13 protein-coding genes are annotated in these 17,939 nt (G+C 61.4%); 6 read left to right on the top strand and 7 right to left on the bottom strand.

Annotated elements, in window-relative coordinates; genetic code table 11:
- Positions 1-738, top strand: coding sequence for a UDP-2,3-diacylglucosamine diphosphatase (locus KEM63_RS07850; protein ID WP_223655669.1), 738 nt, complete (start codon positions 1-3; stop codon positions 736-738).
- A 577-nt stretch (positions 739-1,315) separates the two neighbouring features.
- On the opposite strand, the gene KEM63_RS07845 is transcribed toward KEM63_RS07850, so the two are convergent.
- Positions 1,316-2,245: an electron transfer flavoprotein subunit alpha/FixB family protein gene (locus tag KEM63_RS07845; RefSeq protein WP_223655667.1), complete on the bottom strand. Its 930-nt coding sequence runs from the start codon at positions 2,243-2,245 to the stop codon at positions 1,316-1,318.
- A 2-nt stretch (positions 2,246-2,247) separates the two neighbouring features.
- Positions 2,248-2,997, bottom strand: coding sequence for an electron transfer flavoprotein subunit beta/FixA family protein (locus KEM63_RS07840; protein WP_223655665.1), 750 nt, complete (start codon positions 2,995-2,997; stop codon positions 2,248-2,250).
- A gap of 298 nt (positions 2,998-3,295) precedes the next feature.
- Here KEM63_RS07840 and KEM63_RS07835 point away from each other — a divergent pair, with 298 nt between their 5' ends.
- Positions 3,296-4,960 (top strand): electron transfer flavoprotein-ubiquinone oxidoreductase, encoded by a 1,665-nt coding sequence (locus KEM63_RS07835; RefSeq protein ID WP_223655664.1) that lies wholly within the window; start codon positions 3,296-3,298, stop codon positions 4,958-4,960.
- A 182-nt stretch (positions 4,961-5,142) separates the two neighbouring features.
- Here KEM63_RS07835 and KEM63_RS07830 read toward each other — a convergent pair whose 3' ends face one another.
- The 3 genes from KEM63_RS07830 to KEM63_RS07820 are packed head-to-tail and all read right to left on the bottom strand — an operon-like array spanning position 5,143 to position 12,056.
- Positions 5,143-6,066 (bottom strand): transglutaminase family protein, encoded by a 924-nt coding sequence (locus tag KEM63_RS07830; protein WP_223655662.1) that lies wholly within the window; start codon positions 6,064-6,066, stop codon positions 5,143-5,145.
- Between the two features lie 11 nt (positions 6,067-6,077).
- The gene (locus KEM63_RS07825) at positions 6,078-8,669 is read right to left on the bottom strand and encodes a circularly permuted type 2 ATP-grasp protein (protein ID WP_223655661.1); all 2,592 of its coding nucleotides are present in this window, start codon (positions 8,667-8,669) and stop codon (positions 6,078-6,080) included.
- A 57-nt stretch (positions 8,670-8,726) separates the two neighbouring features.
- Positions 8,727-12,056 (bottom strand): transglutaminase family protein, encoded by a 3,330-nt coding sequence (locus KEM63_RS07820; protein WP_223655659.1) that lies wholly within the window; start codon positions 12,054-12,056, stop codon positions 8,727-8,729.
- A 271-nt stretch (positions 12,057-12,327) separates the two neighbouring features.
- On the opposite strand from KEM63_RS07820, the gene KEM63_RS07815 reads away from it, so the two are divergent.
- Genes KEM63_RS07815 through KEM63_RS07805 form a run of 3 tightly spaced genes read left to right on the top strand, consistent with a single transcriptional unit; the run spans position 12,328 to position 15,946 of the window.
- A complete protein-coding gene (locus KEM63_RS07815; protein WP_223655658.1) occupies positions 12,328-13,782 on the top strand; it encodes a circularly permuted type 2 ATP-grasp protein in 1,455 nt (484 codons plus the stop codon).
- Between the two features lie 2 nt (positions 13,783-13,784).
- Entirely contained in the window at positions 13,785-14,750 is a 966-nt protein-coding gene (locus KEM63_RS07810) for an alpha-E domain-containing protein (protein WP_223655656.1), read from the top strand.
- A 44-nt stretch (positions 14,751-14,794) separates the two neighbouring features.
- Positions 14,795-15,946, top strand: a complete 1,152-nt coding sequence (locus tag KEM63_RS07805; protein WP_223655655.1) for a zinc-binding metallopeptidase family protein — start codon at positions 14,795-14,797, stop codon at positions 15,944-15,946.
- A 3-nt stretch (positions 15,947-15,949) separates the two neighbouring features.
- Here KEM63_RS07805 and KEM63_RS07800 read toward each other — a convergent pair whose 3' ends face one another.
- Entirely contained in the window at positions 15,950-16,324 is a 375-nt protein-coding gene (locus tag KEM63_RS07800) for a YkgJ family cysteine cluster protein (RefSeq protein WP_223655653.1), read from the bottom strand.
- 206 nt (positions 16,325-16,530) lie between these two features.
- Between KEM63_RS07800 and KEM63_RS07795 the strand changes: the two genes are divergently transcribed.
- The gene (locus KEM63_RS07795; protein WP_223655651.1) at positions 16,531-17,751 is read left to right on the top strand and encodes a serine hydrolase domain-containing protein; all 1,221 of its coding nucleotides are present in this window, start codon (positions 16,531-16,533) and stop codon (positions 17,749-17,751) included.
- Here KEM63_RS07795 and KEM63_RS07790 read toward each other — a convergent pair.
- Positions 17,730-17,903 (bottom strand): hypothetical protein, encoded by a 174-nt coding sequence (locus KEM63_RS07790; protein WP_223655649.1) that lies wholly within the window; start codon positions 17,901-17,903, stop codon positions 17,730-17,732. The two genes, KEM63_RS07795 and KEM63_RS07790, sit on opposite strands and share 22 nt — an antisense overlap.
- Positions 17,904-17,939 lie beyond the last annotated feature (36 nt).

The raw sequence follows: 17,939 nt of genomic DNA, 5'->3' as shown, positions 1-17,939 counted from the left end.
ATGCGCTACCTCTTCCTGTCGGATCTGCACCTGGAAGCTGAACGCCCGGACATAACCCGGGCGTTTTTGCGTTGCCTCGACGAGCGCGCACCCGCTTGCGCGGCTGTATACATCCTTGGCGATTTTTTCGAAGCATGGCTGGGCGACGACGACCCTAATCCGCTGGGAGACCAGGTCGCGGCCGCGCTGGCCCGACTTGCCGATACCGGCGTCGAGATATACTTCATGCACGGCAACCGGGATTTTCTGCTTGGCAAAGGGTTCTGCAACAAAGCCCGAGCCACCCTGCTTCCCGATCCGTCCCGCGTGACCCTCAACGGCGAACCGGTGCTTTTGATGCACGGCGACAGTCTGTGTGTGGACGACGTCGCCTACATGAAGATGCGCCGTTGGCTACGCAACCCCGTATCGGTTGCGGTACTCAATGCCCTACCCCTGTCCACCCGTCATCGCATCGGACGCAAGCTGCGCAGCGAGAGCCAGACGCGAACGCGGATGAAGGCCAGCGACATCACCGACGTGAACCAGCAGGCGGTCGAAGCCGTCATGCGCCGACACGGGGTGCGCACCCTGATCCACGGCCATACCCATCGTCCAGCCGTACATGAACTGCAGATCGAAGGCAAAGCGGCGCAGCGCATCGTGCTCGGGGACTGGGATCGCCAGGGTTGGGTGCTCGAAGTCGACCAGGACGGGTATCGGTTGGAGTCGTTTGAGCTGAACGGCAACGGTACGTGAAGAGGGGTACAGGTTATAGGCACCGTGCATCCTTGTTCACGGTCAGGCCTCCGCGGCCCCGCCCCTCCTACGGATAGGTGCAGCCCCCCTGATGTAGGAGCGCACCTGGGCGCGAAAGCGGCATCGCAGACACCGCCGGGGTATGATCCTGGATACCGTGCATCCTTCTTCGCGGTCATGCCCGCTCCTACCGGCCCAGGCACGATGTAGGAGCGCACCTGGGCGCGAAAGCGGCATTGCAGACACCGCCGGGGTATGGTCCTGGATACCGTGCATCCTTCTTCGCGGTCATGCCCACTCCTACGGGCCCAGGCACGATGTAGGAGCGCACCTGGGCGCGAAAGCGGCATTGCAGACACCGCCGGGGTATGGTCCTGGTTACCGTGCATCCTTCTTCGCGGTCATGCCCGCTCCTACAGGATTCGATATGCACACTCTGATGCAGGAGCGCACCTGGGCGCGAACGCGTCATCGCCGGCAGCGCGAAGTCCTGTGTTGGAATCGCGCTACCCATCGCCGTGCGCCAACAAAAAACCCGGCCAAGGCCGGGTTTTTCTTACTGCGTGCTGCGCACTGCTCAGATCTTGCTTTCCAGCTCGGGGATCAGCTCGAACAGATCGCCGACCAGGCCGTAATCGGCTACCTGGAAGATCGGTGCTTCTTCGTCCTTGTTGATCGCCACGATCACCTTGGAATCCTTCATGCCGGCCAGGTGCTGGATGGCACCGGAGATGCCGACTGCGACGTACAGGTTCGGTGCAACGATCTTGCCGGTCTGGCCGACCTGCATGTCGTTGGGGACGAAGCCTGCGTCAACCGCTGCGCGCGAGGCACCCACCGCTGCACCGATCTTGTCGGCCAGCTTGTACAGCATCTCGAAGTTCTCGCCGTTCTGCATGCCGCGCCCGCCGGAGATGACGATCTTGGCACCCGCCAGTTCGGGACGGTCGGACTTGGCCAGCTCTTCGCCGACGAAGCTCGATACACCGGCATCCTGCGCGCTGGAGACGTTCTCGACGCTGGCGCTGCCGCCTTCGGCTGCGACCGGATCGAAACCGGTGGAACGCACGGTGATGACCTTGATCGACGCGCTGGACTGCACGGTGGCCATGGCGTTACCGGCGTAGATCGGACGCACGAAGGTATCCGCGCCTTCCACTGCCGAGATCTCGGAGATCTGGTCGACGTCCAGCAGGGCGGCAACACGCGGCATGTAGTTCTTGCCGTTGGTGCTGGCGCTGGCCAGGATGTGCGAGTAGTTCTTGCCGAGTTCTGCGATCAGCAGGCCCATGTTTTCCGGCAGCTGGTGCGCGTAGGCCGCGTTGTCAGCCAGCAGGACCTTGGACACGCCCTCGATCTTGGCAGCAGCGTCAGCCACGGCCTGGCAACCTTCGCCAGCGACCAGCACGTCGATGTCACCGCCGATGGCCTTGGCCGCGGCGACGGTGTTCAGAGTCGAGGCGATGAGCTCGGCGTTGTTGTGTTCTGCAATAACCAGAGTTGTCATGTTCAGATCACCTTGGCTTCGTTCTTGAGTTTGTCGACCAGCTCGTCGACGCTCTTGACCTTGATGCCGCCCTTGCGTGCAGCCGGCGACTCGACCTTCAGAGTCTTGATGGTGGAGCTGGTGCTCACACCCAGGTCGTCAGGCTTGACGGTTTCCAGCGGCTTCTTCTTGGCCTTCATGATGTTGGGCAAGGAGGCGTAGCGCGGCTCGTTCAGGCGCAGGTCGGTGGTGACGATGGCCGGCAGCTTCAGGTCAACGGTCTGCAGACCGCCGTCGATTTCACGGGTGACCTTGACGCGCTCGCCGTCGACGGCCACTTCAGAGGCGAAGGTGCCCTGGGCGTAGCCGGACAGCGCAGCCAGCATCTGGCCGGTCTGGTTGTTGTCCGAGTCGATCGCCTGCTTGCCGAGGATGACCAGCTGGGGCTGTTCCTTGTCGACCACGGCCTTGAGCAGCTTGGCGATGGCCAGCGAGTTCAGCTCTTCGCTGCTCTCGACCAGGATCGCGCGGTCGCAACCCAGTGCCAGCGCGGTACGCAGCTGCTCCTGGGCAGCGGTCGGGCCAACCGATACGGCGACGATTTCAGTCGCCACGCCTTTCTCTTTCAGGCGCACGGCTTCTTCCACGGCGATTTCGCAGAAGGGGTTCATCGACATCTTGACGTTGGCGAGATCGACACCGGTGTTGTCCGCCTTGACGCGAACCTTGACGTTGTAGTCAACGACGCGTTTAACCGCTACTAGTACCTTCATGGCAGCCTCGTTTGAATGATTCGACACAGCAGTGAATGGAAGCGTGTGGCTAATTTGTGACTGAAACAGGATAATCGTTCACAAAACCAACGAACAGAAGCGCTTCATTCAAGATTTGTTATCATGCCGACCGCACTCTTTAGGGTCAAGTTGGGTCTAGATAAAAAGTCGTATTGAAGGCGCGACACATCTTTGCGTTGGAGCGACTTATTCGGGCTGATATAATGCCCGGCTAAACCGATCACGGAAGATCTCACGACAAATCGATTTTGATTGGGCCTAAAGTAGGAGATACATAGTGGAACGCGAATTCATGGAGTTTGACGTTGTCATCGTCGGTGCCGGCCCGTCCGGTCTCGGCGCGGCCTGTCAGCTCAAGAAGCAGGCAGCCGAGAAAGGTCAGGAAATCAGCGTCTGCGTTGTGGAAAAAGGCTCCGAAGTGGGCGCCCACATCTTGTCTGGCGCGGTTATCGAAGCCCGTGCACTGACCGAACTGTTTCCTGACTGGAAAGAGCTCGGCGCCCCGCTGAACACCGAAGTCACGCGCGACGACATCTATTTCCTGACCGGTCCGGAAAACGCCAGCAAGCTTCCGAATTTCCTGGTCCCGAAAACCATGCACAACGAGGGCAACTACATCGTTTCCCTCGGCAACGTGTGCCGCTGGATGGCCCAACAGGCGGAAAATCTGGGCGTAGAGATCTATCCCGGTTTTGCCGCGCAGGAAGCCCTCATCGATGAAGAAGGTATCGTTCGCGGGATCGTGACCGGTGACCTGGGCGTCGACCGCGAAGGCAATCCGAAGGAAGGCTTCTATACCCCGGGCATGGAACTGCGTGCCAAGTACACGCTGTTCGCGGAAGGCTGCCGCGGTCACATCGGCAAACAGCTGATGGCTCGCTATAACCTCTGCGACGAGTCCGATCCGCAGCACTACGGCATCGGCATCAAGGAAATCTGGGATATCGACCCGGCCAAGCATGAGCAGGGTCTGGTGGTACACACCGCCGGCTGGCCGCTGGACGTCATGGGTAACGAGAACACCGGCGGCTCGTTCCTCTACCATCTGGAAAACAACCAGGTCGTAGTGGGTCTGATCGTTGACCTGTCCTACAGCAACCCGCACCTCTCCCCGTTCGATGAGTTCCAGCGCTACAAGCACCACCCAGTGATCAAGCAGTATCTCGAAGGCGGCAAGCGCGTCTCCTATGGCGCTCGGGCGATCTGCAAGGGCGGCTACAACGCCCTGCCGAAGATGGTCTTCCCCGGCGGCGCGTTGATCGGCTGCGACCTTGGCACCCTGAACTTCGCCAAGATCAAGGGCACTCACACTGCCATGAAGTCCGGCATGCTGGCTGCCGACGCGATTCTCGAGGCACTGGCTGGTGGTAGCGAGGGCGGTGATCTGCTCAATGGCTACGTCGAGAAGTTCAAGAGCAGCTGGGTCTATGACGAGCTGTATCGTTCGCGCAACTTCGGCCCGGCGATCCACAAGTTCGGCGCCTTCTTCGGTGGCGCGTTCAACTTCGTCGACCAGAACATCTTCAGCGGCAAGAGCCCGGTCACTTTGCGCGACCTGACGCCTGACTACGCCTGCCTGAAGAAGGCCGACGAAGCGCCGAAAATCGAGTATCCCCGTCCGGATGGCGTACTGAGCTTCGACAAGCTGTCTTCGGTGTTCCTGTCGAACACCAACCATGAAGAAGATCAGCCCGTTCACCTCAAGCTCAAGGATCCGAGCATCCCGATCGAGAAGAACCTGCCGCTGTACGACGAACCGGCTCAGCGCTATTGCCCGGCCGGCGTCTACGAAGTTGTCGAGGCAGACAACGGTGGCAAACGCTTCCAGATCAACGCGCAGAACTGCGTGCACTGCAAGACCTGCGACATCAAGGACCCGTCCCAGAATATCAACTGGGTGGCACCGGAAGGTACCGGCGGTCCGAACTACCCCAACATGTAACGTTGGTGGCATAAAAAAACCCGGCGCAAGCCGGGTTTTTTATGGGCGAAGATGAAACGAGAGCTCACCGTACTCCCGGATTGAGGGCGCTCCCCCTGCAGCGGCGGGCAAGACCGTGATAAAGGTTGCACGACTTCGCTACGGCGCACCGGAGCGGACCGGGCCATGGAACACGCACCGGATCAGCTATTCGCCAACAATCCGTCAGCCGCTTGCTCGTAGACCGGCATGACGTCAACCGCCACGGTCAGGGTGTGTTCCCCTCCCCCTGTCATGACACCCTTGAGCGGGGTGACATCCGCAAAGTCTCGGCCCCAACCGAGAATTACGTAACGCTCATCCGGCAGGCAGCCATTGGTAGGATCGATCTCCAGCCAACCCCAGCCCGGTATAAACACTGCTACCCAGGCGTGGGTCGCGTCGGCTCCGACCAGTTTCTGCTGCCCCTCGGGCGGCATGGTCTCCATGTAGCCGCTGACATACCGCGCAGCCAGGCCCAGCGAGCGAAGGCAACCAATGGCCAGGTGAGCAAAATCCTGGCAAACGCCCCGCCGGTTGGCCAGAACCTCGCGCAGTGGCGTGGCCACCGTGGTCGATTCAGGATCGTAGGTAAACTCGCTGAAGATGCGATGGTTCAGCTCGAGTACGGCATCGAGCAGATAGCGTCCCGAGCCAAAGCTGATGATGGCCAGATCCGCCAGACTGCGATGCGCATGGACGAACGGCGAGTCGAGCGCGTACAAGCGCGCATCGAGACTGTCGCGGTTGCTGTGGATGGTGTCCTCGCGCATCTCCCGCACGGCATCTTCCCAGGCGATGCTGGAAAAGAAGTCCTGGGACGGCCGGGGCCGCGGTAGCGTCTGAATATCGCTGTTGACGTCAACCTGCAGATTCTCGTGCAGGCTCTCGATGGAAAAATACACCACGCGGTTGCCGAAGAAGTCGGTGCGCTCGCGCATCCGCTCGGGCTGCGGCGAGATCACCAGACTGGTGTTCTCGCACACCTGCCACGGTAACGAACGCGGAAGAATTCTCGCTTCATTATGGCTAAGGGTGACGGAGCCGCTGTAGTCGTAGCGCGTGGTATGGCGTAGATGATATTTCATGGGTCGCGGCGTCAGGTCAGGTTGTACTGGACGGTCACCAGCTGCCGCGGAGTTTCCACGTGACTGAAGTGACTGTGCGAAATGGCGTCGGACAGCTCGGCCATCGGCTCGATAAGCCCATCAAGCAGCTCAGTCAGGGCCTTGCGCGCTTCGGCCGAGCGCTCCAGATTGGTCAGCTTGTCGATATCGACCAGATGCAGCTGGCTGGTTGCCTGGATGATAAGCCGCGTCTCCAGATTACGATACGGTGAGCTCCCGGCCGATGGCAGCTTCTCGATCTGACGACCGAGCCGCTTGAGCATGTAGCCAATCGACCGCGGGTTGGTCTCGTCGAACAGCAGCAGATCGAGGATGGCCGACGGATGCAGCTGCGAGCGGTAGCGCCGTCGATAGACCGTGAAATTGTCGGTGGTGGATAGCACCACCTCCCACAACGGGATGCCCGGCTGGCTGGCGGTCAGCAGCGCGAGCTTCAGCAGCTCCAGACTGCCCAGGGCGCGTTCAATGAACCGCCCGATATCCAGGAAACGCCAGCCGTAATGGTGCGGCATGGTTTCGTTGCACAGGCCGAAGAATGCCGAGAGATCGATCATCATAGCTTCGAGATGCCGCTGACCCACCACTACCCCGCGAGTACGCGCAATCGTGTTGAAGCGCTGCCGCATGCTGTTGATGGCCCGCCAGGTGTCGTCGCCAAGATGGTCGCGGACGGCCCGGCTGTTGCGCACGAAGTGCGCGAAAAGGACCGGCAGACCATCTGGCTGATCATCGGCAAACAGCTGCAGCAGGCGATCCCGCGTGGCCAGATAATCACGACTGAAGCGTCCGTAACCCAGCGGCGGCACCGGCTCGCGCGCGTCTTCGCTGGGTTCGAGGGTAATGTCCAGCGCGGTAAGGAGGTCTGGCAGGACGTTCGAGCCGGATTCGTGCCGGTCTTCCTGCAGCAGCCGGGCGAGCGCCTCCCGCAACAAACGCGAGCGAGTATCCAGCCGCTCACCGTAACGCCCCATCCAGAACAGACTTTCGGCGACCCGGCACGGCAGATCCTTGCCATCGCGGGTCACCACAATCGGCCCCTGGGCCTGACGCAGCAGGCTGATATGCGGCTGTGGCACCGGAGCCAGCACCCACACGTCCTTCACCGTGCGGCTTTGCAGCAGCGGCGCGCCCGGTTCGCCAACCCAGGCCAGCCCACCGGGCATGATGCGGAAGTTGCGCTCGCTCACCGGCTTCTTCAAATCGTCCGGCTCCACCAGACTGAAAAAGCGCAAGGTCGTATGCTGACGCTCCAGCGCCTTGCTCTGCGGGTTGAATCCGGGGGTCACCGCCGATTCGAGCAAGCGTTGGGCAGTGAACATGTGTGGCCGGCGCACCAGATCAGCGCGCAGATCCTTTAGCGCATCAAGCCCCATCTGGTCCGGGCGCAGAATCTTGCCGGGTCGCGCGATGTCGCGCAGCAGCCAGTCGTCCATTGAGCGGTTGATGATGCCGATCGAGTCGGGGTCACCGCACCAGAGGGTCTCCCGGCACGGCAGAATCAGATCCTCGCCGAGGAAGTGCCGACACAACCGGGGCAAGAAGGCCGACAGGGCCGGATGCTCGAGCACACCAGCGCCCAATGCGTTGGCAATACGCACCTCGCCGTTTCGCGCAGCCTGCAGCAGGCCGGGGACGCCCAGCAGCGAATCCGCGCGCAATTCCAGCGGGTCGCACCAGGGGTCGTTTATCTGACGGACGATCACGTCCACCTGCATCAGTCCGCCCAGCGTTCGCATGGCGACCTGGCCGTCGCGCACGACCAGATCATCTCCTTCGACCAGAGCGAAGTTCATGTAATTGGCCAGCCAGGCATGCTCGAAATAGCCGGCGCTACCCGGGCCTGGTGACAGCAACACGATATTCGGCTGTTCCCGCTGGGTGTTGGCCAGGCTGGCGAGACAGCGGTGCTGCGCCTGTAGAAAGCCGGCCAGGCGCTTGATCGGCGCATCGCGGTAAATGCTGGGCAGCGCGCGGGCCAGAGTGATGCGGTTTTCCAGAGCGTATCCAGCACCGGACGGTGACTGGGTCCAGTCCGCCAGCACCTGCCAGCGACCGTACTGATCACGAATGACGTCCGTACCGTGAAAGATCAGCAGAGGGCGTTCGAGGTGCGAGGGGGTATCTGCGGCAGCGAACAGGAAACCGGGGTGGGTGAACACCAGTTCCGGTGGCAGCAGGCCCTCGTTGATGACCCGTCGTTCGCCATACAAATCGTCCAGCAGGTGTTCAAGCAGGCGGCTGCGCTGCTTCAGCCCCGCTTCGAGATCCTGCCACTCCTCGGTGCTGATGACCCACGGCATTGCATCGAGCTGCCAGGAACGCAGCTGACCGGGGTCGTCCTCGTAGGGATTGAAGGTAACGCCATTTTCGTGGAGCAGGTTCTGCGCTTCCTCGAACCGGCTCCCAAGCATCTCCGGGCCCAACTGGGCGAAGTCGTCCAGCAGGGTCTGCCAGTGCGCACGTGGCTGCCGCTCCTCGTTGAACACCTCGTCATGGGCGGTGTGCCCGGGATAGTCCCCGAGCAGCGTTTTGACCGCTGGGTCCGTTTTGCCGGTAGGCTGCATGTTATTGTCCGCTAGACCCTGACCGGGAGGCGCCTCGATGGTAGAACCAGGCCGGCATTATAGCCCGGGCGACCTGATCGCTGCACGGCGCAAATCCAGGGTATGCGGATATTCCTGACCAGGTGCCTGTTCGATACGCACGATGCGCCCCTGGGTGTGCCCGTGATCCCAGAAACGCGCCATGCGCCGCGCCTCTGCTTCGTTGGCGTTGACCGGGAACGTTTCGTAGTTGCGCCCGGCCGGGTGCACGACGTGGTAGGTACAGCCGCCCATGGAACGCTGGTTCCAGCGATCCACCAGATCGAACACCAGCGGCGCGTGCACCGGAATATTCGGGTGCAATGCCGACGGCGGTTGCCATGCACGGTAACGCACCGCTGCTACCGCCTCGCCCGGCACTCCGGTGAACTGCAATGGCACCTGCACACCATTGCAGGTCAGCACGTGCCGGGAGGCGTTGAAGTCACTGACCTTGACTTCGACCCGCTCCACCGATGAATCGACGTAGCGCGCCGTGCCGCCGCCAGCGGCCTCCTCGCCCAATACATGCCACGGCTCGATGGCCTGCCGAATCTCCAGACCGACACCCTGATAGCGCACGTTGCCAATGTGCGGGAAGCGGAACTCCAGAAACGGGGCAAACCACTGCTGCTCGAACGCGAACCCATGGGCCCGCAGATCGGCAATGACTTCACCCAGATCCTCCCATATGAAGTGCGGCATCATCCATTTATCGTGCAGGGCTGTGCCCCAGCGCACCAGAGGCTGACGGTAGGGCTCGGCGAAGAAGCGCGCGACCAGTGCGCGAATCAGCAGTTGCTGCATCAGGCTCATTTCCGGATGCGGCGGCATTTCAAAGCCACGCAGTTCGAGCAGACCCAGGCGACCGGTCGCCGAGTCGGGTGAATACAGCTTGTCGATGCAGAACTCGGCGCGGTGGGTGTTGCCAGTGATGTCGGTCAGCAGATGACGCAACAGACGGTCTACCAACCAGGGTTGCGGGACCTCCCCTTTGGGCATCTGACCGAGCGCTATTTCCAGCTCGTAGATCGCCTCATGACGCGCCTCGTCCACGCGCGGTGCCTGACTCGTCGGGCCGATGAACAGCCCGGAAAACAGATAGGACAGGCTCGGATGATGCTGCCAGAAGGTCAACATGCTCGCGAGCAGATCGGGCCGGCGCAGGAACGGTGAATCGGCGGGCGTCTGGCCGCCCAGGGTCACGTGGTTGCCGCCGCCCGTCCCGGTGTGGCGGCCATCGAGCATGAATTTTTCCGTACCCAGACGCGTCTGGCGCGCTTCCTCGTAGAGAATTCGCGTATTGCGAACCATGTCCTTCCAGCTCGCCGCGGGCATCACGTTGACTTCGATCACGCCCGGGTCGGGGGTGATCATGAATTTTTCCACCCGCGGGTCGGACGGCGGCGGGTAGCCCTCTACGCATACCGGCATGTTGAGGTGCGCAGCGGTCTGCTCGACGGTCGCCAGCAGTTCGATGTAATCCTCCAGCAGCACCAGCGGCGGCAGGAAGACAAACAGCTTGCCGTCACGCGGCTCGACGCAGAGCGCGGTACCGATCACCCCGCCATCGACCATGTCGGGCTGCTGCTCCTGCCAGTCCTGTCCGCTGCCCTGATGATGCCGGCCCATGTCCTTGATCATGGCCGCCTGCTGGTCGTTGTAGCGGCTGGCGACCTCGCCGTGGATATCCGCCAGCGCCGGCAACGGCTCGAACAGCGAGCGCGGGAGCAATTCATCGCGCTTGGCAATCGGCAAGGCCGACAGCGGCAACCGCAGCCCCATCGGCGAATCACCGGGGACCAGAAACAGATGGTTGCGCCGAACCGGCCAGGCGCCGCTTTCCCAGCCCTTGCCTGCGGTGCTCTTGGCCAGCGGCAGGGTCAGGCCCGTCAGCGAATCGAGCCCTCGCTCAAGCAACCTTGCCAGTCGGGCTCGGTTCTCGTCATCCTTCAGATCGCTTTCATGCAGATCAATATCCACCGGCTGGTTCTGCTCGAGCCAGAGGTAGTAGTAGGCATCCTCAAAACAGGGGATCAGGAAGCGATCGCTTATGCCCAGTCGGCCGACCAGTTCGCGCGCGAAGATCCGCGCGTCGTCCTCGTTGATGTCGTAATCGGTATCCATGTCGGCCAGCCAGCGATCGTCCTGCCACATCGGCTGGCCGTCACGTCGCCAATAGCAGGCCAGTGCCCAGCGTGGCAACGGCTCCCCCGGATACCACTTGCCCTGCTGGTAATGAATCAGCGAGCGCGGCGCGTAATGCGGGCGCAGACGCTTCAGCAGCTTCTCGGAGAGCCCTCTTTTGGTCGGCCCCTGCGCGGCAATGGTCCATTCCGGTGCATCCATGTCGTCGATCGACACGAAAGTGGGCTCCCCACCCATGGTCAACCGCACATCCAGTGCGTTCAGCTGAGCGTCGACCTTGTCGCCCAGCGCATCGATGCGCTGCCATTCATCCTCGGTGTACGGCTTGGTCACCCGCGGATCTTCGTGGACCCGCTCGACCGACATCTCGAAGCCGAACTCCACCTCGCAGGGTTCGGTGGCGCCGGTAATTGGCGCCGCGCTGGATGGCTCGGGCGTGGCCGCCAACGGCAGATGTCCCTCGCCGGCGAACAGCCCGGAGGTCGGATCGAGGCCAATCCAGCCGGCGCCGGGAATGAACACTTCGCACCAGGCGTGCAGATCGGTGAAGTCGACCTCGGTGCCCGATGGCCCGTCCAATGCCTTGACGTCGGCGGTCAGCTGGATCAGGTAGCCGGATACGAAGCGCGCGGCCAGGCCCAGCTGTCGAAAGATCTGCACCAGCAGCCAGGAGGTATCCCGGCAGGAGCCGCGCTTGAGCGTCAACGTCTCTTCATGAGTCTGTACGCCAGGCTCCATGCGGATCAGGTACTCGATGTCCTGCGACAAACGCTGGTTGATATCCACCAGAAAGCCGGTGATCGGCCGCTCCTCCTGCGATACCGACTCGAGCCATTTGTTGAGCAACGGGCCAGCCTCGGACTTTTCCAGATACGGGCCCAGCTCCTTGCGCAGCGCCTCCGGGTACTCGAACGGGAAATGCTCGGCGTACTCCTCGACGAAAAAGTCGAAGGGATTGACCACCGTCATGGGGATCTGCAGCTCCACATCCACATACAGGTGATCGATTTTCTCGGGAAACACCAGGCGCGCTACGTGATTGCCGAACGGGTCCTGCTGCCAGTTGAGAAAATACTCGCCCCCATCGATCTTCAGGCTGTAGGCCTCGATAGGTGTCCGGCAGTGAGGCGCTGGCCGCAGACGCACCTGGTGGGGTGCGACCGAGACCGGCTTGTCGAAGTCGTAACGGGTGGAATGCCTGAGTGCTACTCGGATCGTCATCAATCGGTTCCCGGTTGGATTCTCGGTCAATCGCTGGCTGGAACAGCTCCTTCGCGAAAGCAATGGCTGTGCCAACGGTTGGCGAAGGCTTTCTGGTTTGGCGACAGGCGCTTTCCGTCTCGGCTGCTAAGCTGGTAACACCAGCCTGTGACATTCACAGCATAGCCCTATTTGAAGGATCGTCTCGCTGATCTGCCGCTTCGCCGCACCAAGTCGCTGGTATGGCATTTGCAGCGTAACGTTCACCATTACCTGCCGACAGAGTAGATGAATGAGCAAAGTGAACTGGGACCAATACACCGCCAAAGGCTTCTACGACGAACTTATAGCCGCGCCGGGCAAGCCCCGACCGGAAGCGTCGATGTTATGCAGGTATCTGGCGGATCTTGACGCTCGCGAACTATCGGAACACAAAACCGCCGCTGAAGTGGCCATCCAGCTGATGGGCATCACCTTCACCGTCTACACCGAAGGCAACATGATCGACCGGGCCTGGCCGTTCGACATCGTTCCGCGAATCATTCCCCTTGCCGAATGGCAGAAGACCGAGGCCGGCCTCAAGCAGCGCGTACAGGCGTTGAACATGTTCATCGATGATCTCTACCATGATCAGAAGATCATCAAGGACAAGGTGTTTCCTGCCGAGATTCTCGAGCAGTCGGTCAACTTCCGTCCGCAGTGCGTGGGTGTGAACACACCGCACAATGTCTGGGCGCATATTTGCGGTTCCGATCTGGTTCGCGACAAGGACGGCACCCTGTACGTGCTCGAAGACAACCTGCGGGTGCCCTCGGGCGTGTCGTACATGCTCGAAAACCGCAACGTCACCAAGCGCGTCCTCCCCGACCTGTTCGCCACCGGCCGCATCCAGCCGGTCGACGACTACACCTCCCAGCTGTATGACATGCTCGCCTCGATGTCGCCGCGCCCGGGGGACGACCCGGTCATCGTCATCCTTACGCCGGGCATCTACAACTCTGCCTATTACGAACATTCCTATCTGGCCCAGCAGATGGGGATTCAGCTCGTGGAAGGCAGTGACCTGTACGTCGGCGACGATGACTGCGTGTACATGCGCATGATCGACGGGGTCTCGCGGGTCGATGTCATCTACCGCCGCGTAGACGACATGTTCATCGATCCGGAGGTGTTCAACCCCGAGTCGGCACTGGGTGTAAGGGGGCTGATGCGCGCGTGGCGCGCCGGCAACGTCGCTCTGGCCAACGCGCCCGGAGCCGGCGTGGCTGACGATAAGGTGGTGTATGCCTTCGTGCCGCAGATCATCCAGTATTACCTTGGCGAGGAGCCGCTGCTGCCAAATGTTCCAAGTTATTTGTGCATGTTCGACAAGGACAGAGAGTACGTCCTGGCCAACCTCGACAAGCTGGTAGTCAAGCCGGCCAACGAATCAGGCGGCTACGGCATGCTCATCGGACCGCATTCAACTGCCAAGGAGCGGGAGGCGTTTGCCGACCTGATCAGGTCCAATCCGCGCAACTACATGGCGCAGCCGACACTCAGCCTGTCGACGTCGCCAACCCTGTGCGGCGACGAGATGGAAGCACGCCATGTCGATCTCCGGCCGTTCATCCTGTCCGGCGAGAAGCCCTGGGTGACCACAGGTGGACTGACGCGCGTCGCCCTGACCAAGGGCTCGCTGGTGGTCAATTCATCTCAGGGCGGCGGCAGCAAGGACACCTGGATTGTCGACGGCGCGGGGAACTGATCATGCTTTCAAGAGTTGCAGAAAACATCTACTGGCTGGCTCGCTATCTCGAACGCACCGAAGATACCGCCCGGCTTCTCAGCGTCAGCAGCAACCTGATGCTCGATCTGCCACGGCCGACCAAGCTCGGCTGGGCAGAGATCATCGCGATCACCGGTAACGACGCACTGTTCGACGAGCACTACCAGACCCGTGACGAATCCAGCGTTCTGGCCTTCATGTGCGGTGATACCCGGTATTCCGGGTCGATCCTGTGCTCGCTCAACTCCGCGCGCGAGAACCTGCGCACCACCCGCGACATCATCCCGCGGGAAATCTGGGAAGAAGTGAACCACCTGTTTCTCAGCGTCAAGGAGCAGGTCGAGCATGGCATTACCCCGCGCCGTCGGGACGCTTTCCTGAGCCGGGTGATCCGCAGCTGCCAGACGGTGAACGGTCTCATCGAAGGCACCCTCAGCTACACCCAGGCGCGGACCTTTCTCATGCTTGGCCGGCAGATCGAGCGTGCCGACATGACCACGCGCATCATCGACGTACGCTCCGCCAATCTGCTTCCTCGCACTGCGGAGGAACTGACGCCCTTCGAGAATCTCCAATGGATGAGCGTGCTCAAGTCCCTGAGCGGATACCAGATGTATCGCCAGCATGTGCGGCTGCGGGTTCGCGGGCCGGACGTGTTGCGTTTCCTGTTGCAGGATCGCCAGTTCCCGCGCTCGGTATGCTGTTCGCTCGAGCGCCTGACGCTCGCATTGCGCAGTCTGCCGAGAAACGAGATGGCGTTGCAGGAAGTGGAAAGCTGCGTGGCCGACATATCGGCAGCGGAGATTCCGCGTCTCGCGGCCGAACCGGAGCGGCTGCATGCATTCGTCGATGAGATCCAGATCGACTTTACCGATTTGCACGAGGCCATCCGGCAGACCTATTTCGCCCGGCCGGATGAGACGACCCAACACCAGCAACAGTCATAGGAGCCATGCGATGCGCTCCGGTTGACCCTGTGGAGCGCATTTGAATGACCTACTTTGATCGACTGGTCAAACGTACCGACGGCAAGCAGCTGTTCGACTATCACCCGAACGGCCACGTCCAGCGTTGTCGGTGCGGCCAGGCGGTATTCTTCGATAATCTGTCCTGCGTACGGTGCGGCACCGGTCTCGGGTATCACCCCACCGCGGGCGACCTGTTGAGTATCGAGCCCGCTTCTGACACTACCTGGCGGGTCACCAGCGACTGCCCCCAGCATGGTCGCGAGTACGCTCGGTGCGCCAACGTCGAGGGGCCGGCGCAATGCAACTGGCTGGTGACCGATCCGGCCACCGCGCCCTTCTGTATTGCCTGCTCACTGAACATGACCATCCCCGACCTCAGTCTGAACGAGAACGCCGACCACTGGTCACGTATTGAGCAGGCAAAACGGCGTCTGGCCGCTCAGCTGATCCTGCTTGGCCTGCCTGTGGTGTCCCGAAAGCTCGATGAACAGCAAGGGCTGGGCTTCAACTTCCTGCGCCAGGTGCCCGGCGGCGACCCGGTCATGACCGGTCATGCCGACGGCGTCATCACGCTGAATATCGACGAAGCCGACCCCTCGCACCGCGAGAAGGTACGCGAGAACATGCACGAGCCCTATCGCACCCTCCTCGGCCACTTCCGGCATGAGTCGGGGCATTACTACTGGGATCGTCTGGTCCGCGATTCGAAATGGCTCGAGCCGGTGCGGCAGTTGTTCGGCGATGACCGCATGGATTACCAGGAGGCGCTCAACCGCCATTACAACGACGGTGCGCCGGAAGACTGGAACCTGCATTTCATCAGCAGCTACGCCGCTACCCACCCATGGGAAGACTGGGCAGAAACCTGGGCACATTATCTGCACATGACCGACACCCTGAATGTGGCGCTGGATTATGGCCTCCAGGTGGAAACACTGGCACTGCAAACCGATCCATTCGACAGCAGCATACTCAGCGGCTGCGGCGCCGGCGATGCCGATCCGCTGGCGTTTCTCGCCTTCATCAACCGCTGGGTGCAGTTGTCCAGCGTGCTGAACGTGCTAGCACGCAGCATGGGCGTTCCGGATCTGTATCCTTTCGTGCTCAATGCCGACAGCCTGCGAAAACTGTTTCTGGTGCACGCCGTAGTCTCGGACTACGGCAGTGCCAGCTAAGCGTCAGGCGGCAATGGTCGGAATCAGTTCCGGTCCCTGAGGATCGAAAGGCAGCGGGGGCAGACCGTGCAAGGCCCTGGCGCGCTGACAGGCGGGACTGCTCTGACCGTTTTCGCCGTGATACGAGAAATCGCGGCAGGTGCTGGAGCGTTTCTCGTAAATGCTGCAGCGCACGCCCTCGCCAATGCTACCCAGAAGCGCGACGCATCGCGGGCTGGGCTGATTGGTTCCCTGCATGCAGCTGTAATGGAGATTGACCTGCTCGGTGAGAAGCGAAGGGATGATCCCTTCCGGGGCGGCGTCGGTCTCGCCCCAATAGAATGAAACCCTGAATGTGGCGCAGCAAGCACCGCAGTTCAGACAGGGCACGTCGCTCATTTCATCGGATACCTCAGGCAGCTTCGGAGCGCGATTTGTACAGCGCCGTACGCCTTGCGCACAAGAGCTCACGAGCCGCTTTGCAAAATATATTTTGCAAGCTGACGCGGCGCTTATGACCGCTCATAAACATTCACTACCTGGCCTTGGACTCGGACCTCGAACGGTTACTATCATCGCCTGACATACGCAAACGGGAATATCGCATGAGTAGCGCATCGGGCATCATCGCAGGGCTGGATACTGGGCGTCTGAGTCGGATCGGCGAGCACCTCCAACAACGCTATATCGATCCGGGCAAACTACCCGGCACATTGACCCTGGTCGCCCGTCGGGGCGAGATAGCCTATCTGGACATTCGCGGACAGATGGATGTGGAGCGAAGCAAACCGGTGCGTCGCGACACGCTATTTCGGGTGTACTCCATGACCAAGCCGATCACGTCCATCGCGCTGATGCAGCTCTACGAACAGGGTCGCTTTCTGCTCGATGACCCGGTGCACAAGTACATTCCGTCATGGAAGAACCTGCAGGTGTACAAGGCAGGCGTGCATCCGACGTTCATGACCACGCCACCTGCCCGGCCGATGACCATTCGTGATCTGCTCACGCATCAGTCCGGTCTGACCTACGGCTTCATGAACCGCACCAACGTCGATGCCGCCTATCGTGCGCTCAAGCTCGACGGAGGCGCGGGGCTGACGCTGGAGCGGTTGATCGACGAGCTGTCGCGCCTGCCGCTGGAGTTCTCGCCCGGTAGCGCCTGGAACTACTCGGTGTCCACCGACGTGTGTGGTTACCTGGTGCAGGTGATCTCCGGAATGGAGCTGACCGACTACTTCGCCGAGCATATCTTCGCTCCGCTGGGCATGCAGGACACCTTCTTCACCGTACCGGCAGACCGGATCGAACGCTTCGCTGCGTGCTACCAGTACAAGCCCGGCGACCGGTTCGACCTTCAGGATGACCCCCAGACGTCGAACTTCACCAGAGCCCACGGTTACCTGTCCGGCGGCGGCGGGCTTGTATCCAGCGTCGATGACTATTATCGGTTCGTGCAGGCGCTGGCCAACGGCGGCGAGTTTGACGGAGCACGCATCATAGGCCGCAAGACGCTAGCGTTCATGCGCATGAATCACCTGCCGGGCAATCAGGATCTGCCTACCGTTTCCGTGGGTTCGTTCAGCGAAACGCCCTACGAGGGCACCGGTTTCGGACTCGGCTTTTCTGTCAAGACCGATGTAGCCAAATCGCAGACCAATGGATCGGCCGGCGAGTACGGTTGGGGCGGCATGGCCAGCACGAACTTCTTCATCGATCCCGAAGAAGATCTGTCGATGATCTTCATGACGCAGCTGATTCCCTCCTCCAGCTACGCGATTCGCCAGGAGCTGCGGGCGATCATCTACGGCGCGCTGGTGGACTGAGCGACCCGGGCGGTAGGCGCGCGGCGGCGCGCCAGCGGCATGCGTGCATCCTTCTTCGCGGTCATGCCCGCTCCTACATCGACCCCACCCTGTAGAGGCGCACCCAGGCGCGAAGGCGGTTGACCCGAAATACGAGCGTTCTTCGCGGTCATGCCCGCTCCTGCATATCCCCCGGAATGGAACCATGC

The sequence above is a fragment of the Halopseudomonas nanhaiensis genome, assembly GCF_020025155.1.
Lineage (GTDB): Bacteria > Pseudomonadota > Gammaproteobacteria > Pseudomonadales > Pseudomonadaceae > Halopseudomonas > Halopseudomonas nanhaiensis.
The sequence above is the reverse complement of the archived record's forward strand: the minus strand, read 5'-3'. Positions and strand labels throughout refer to the sequence as shown.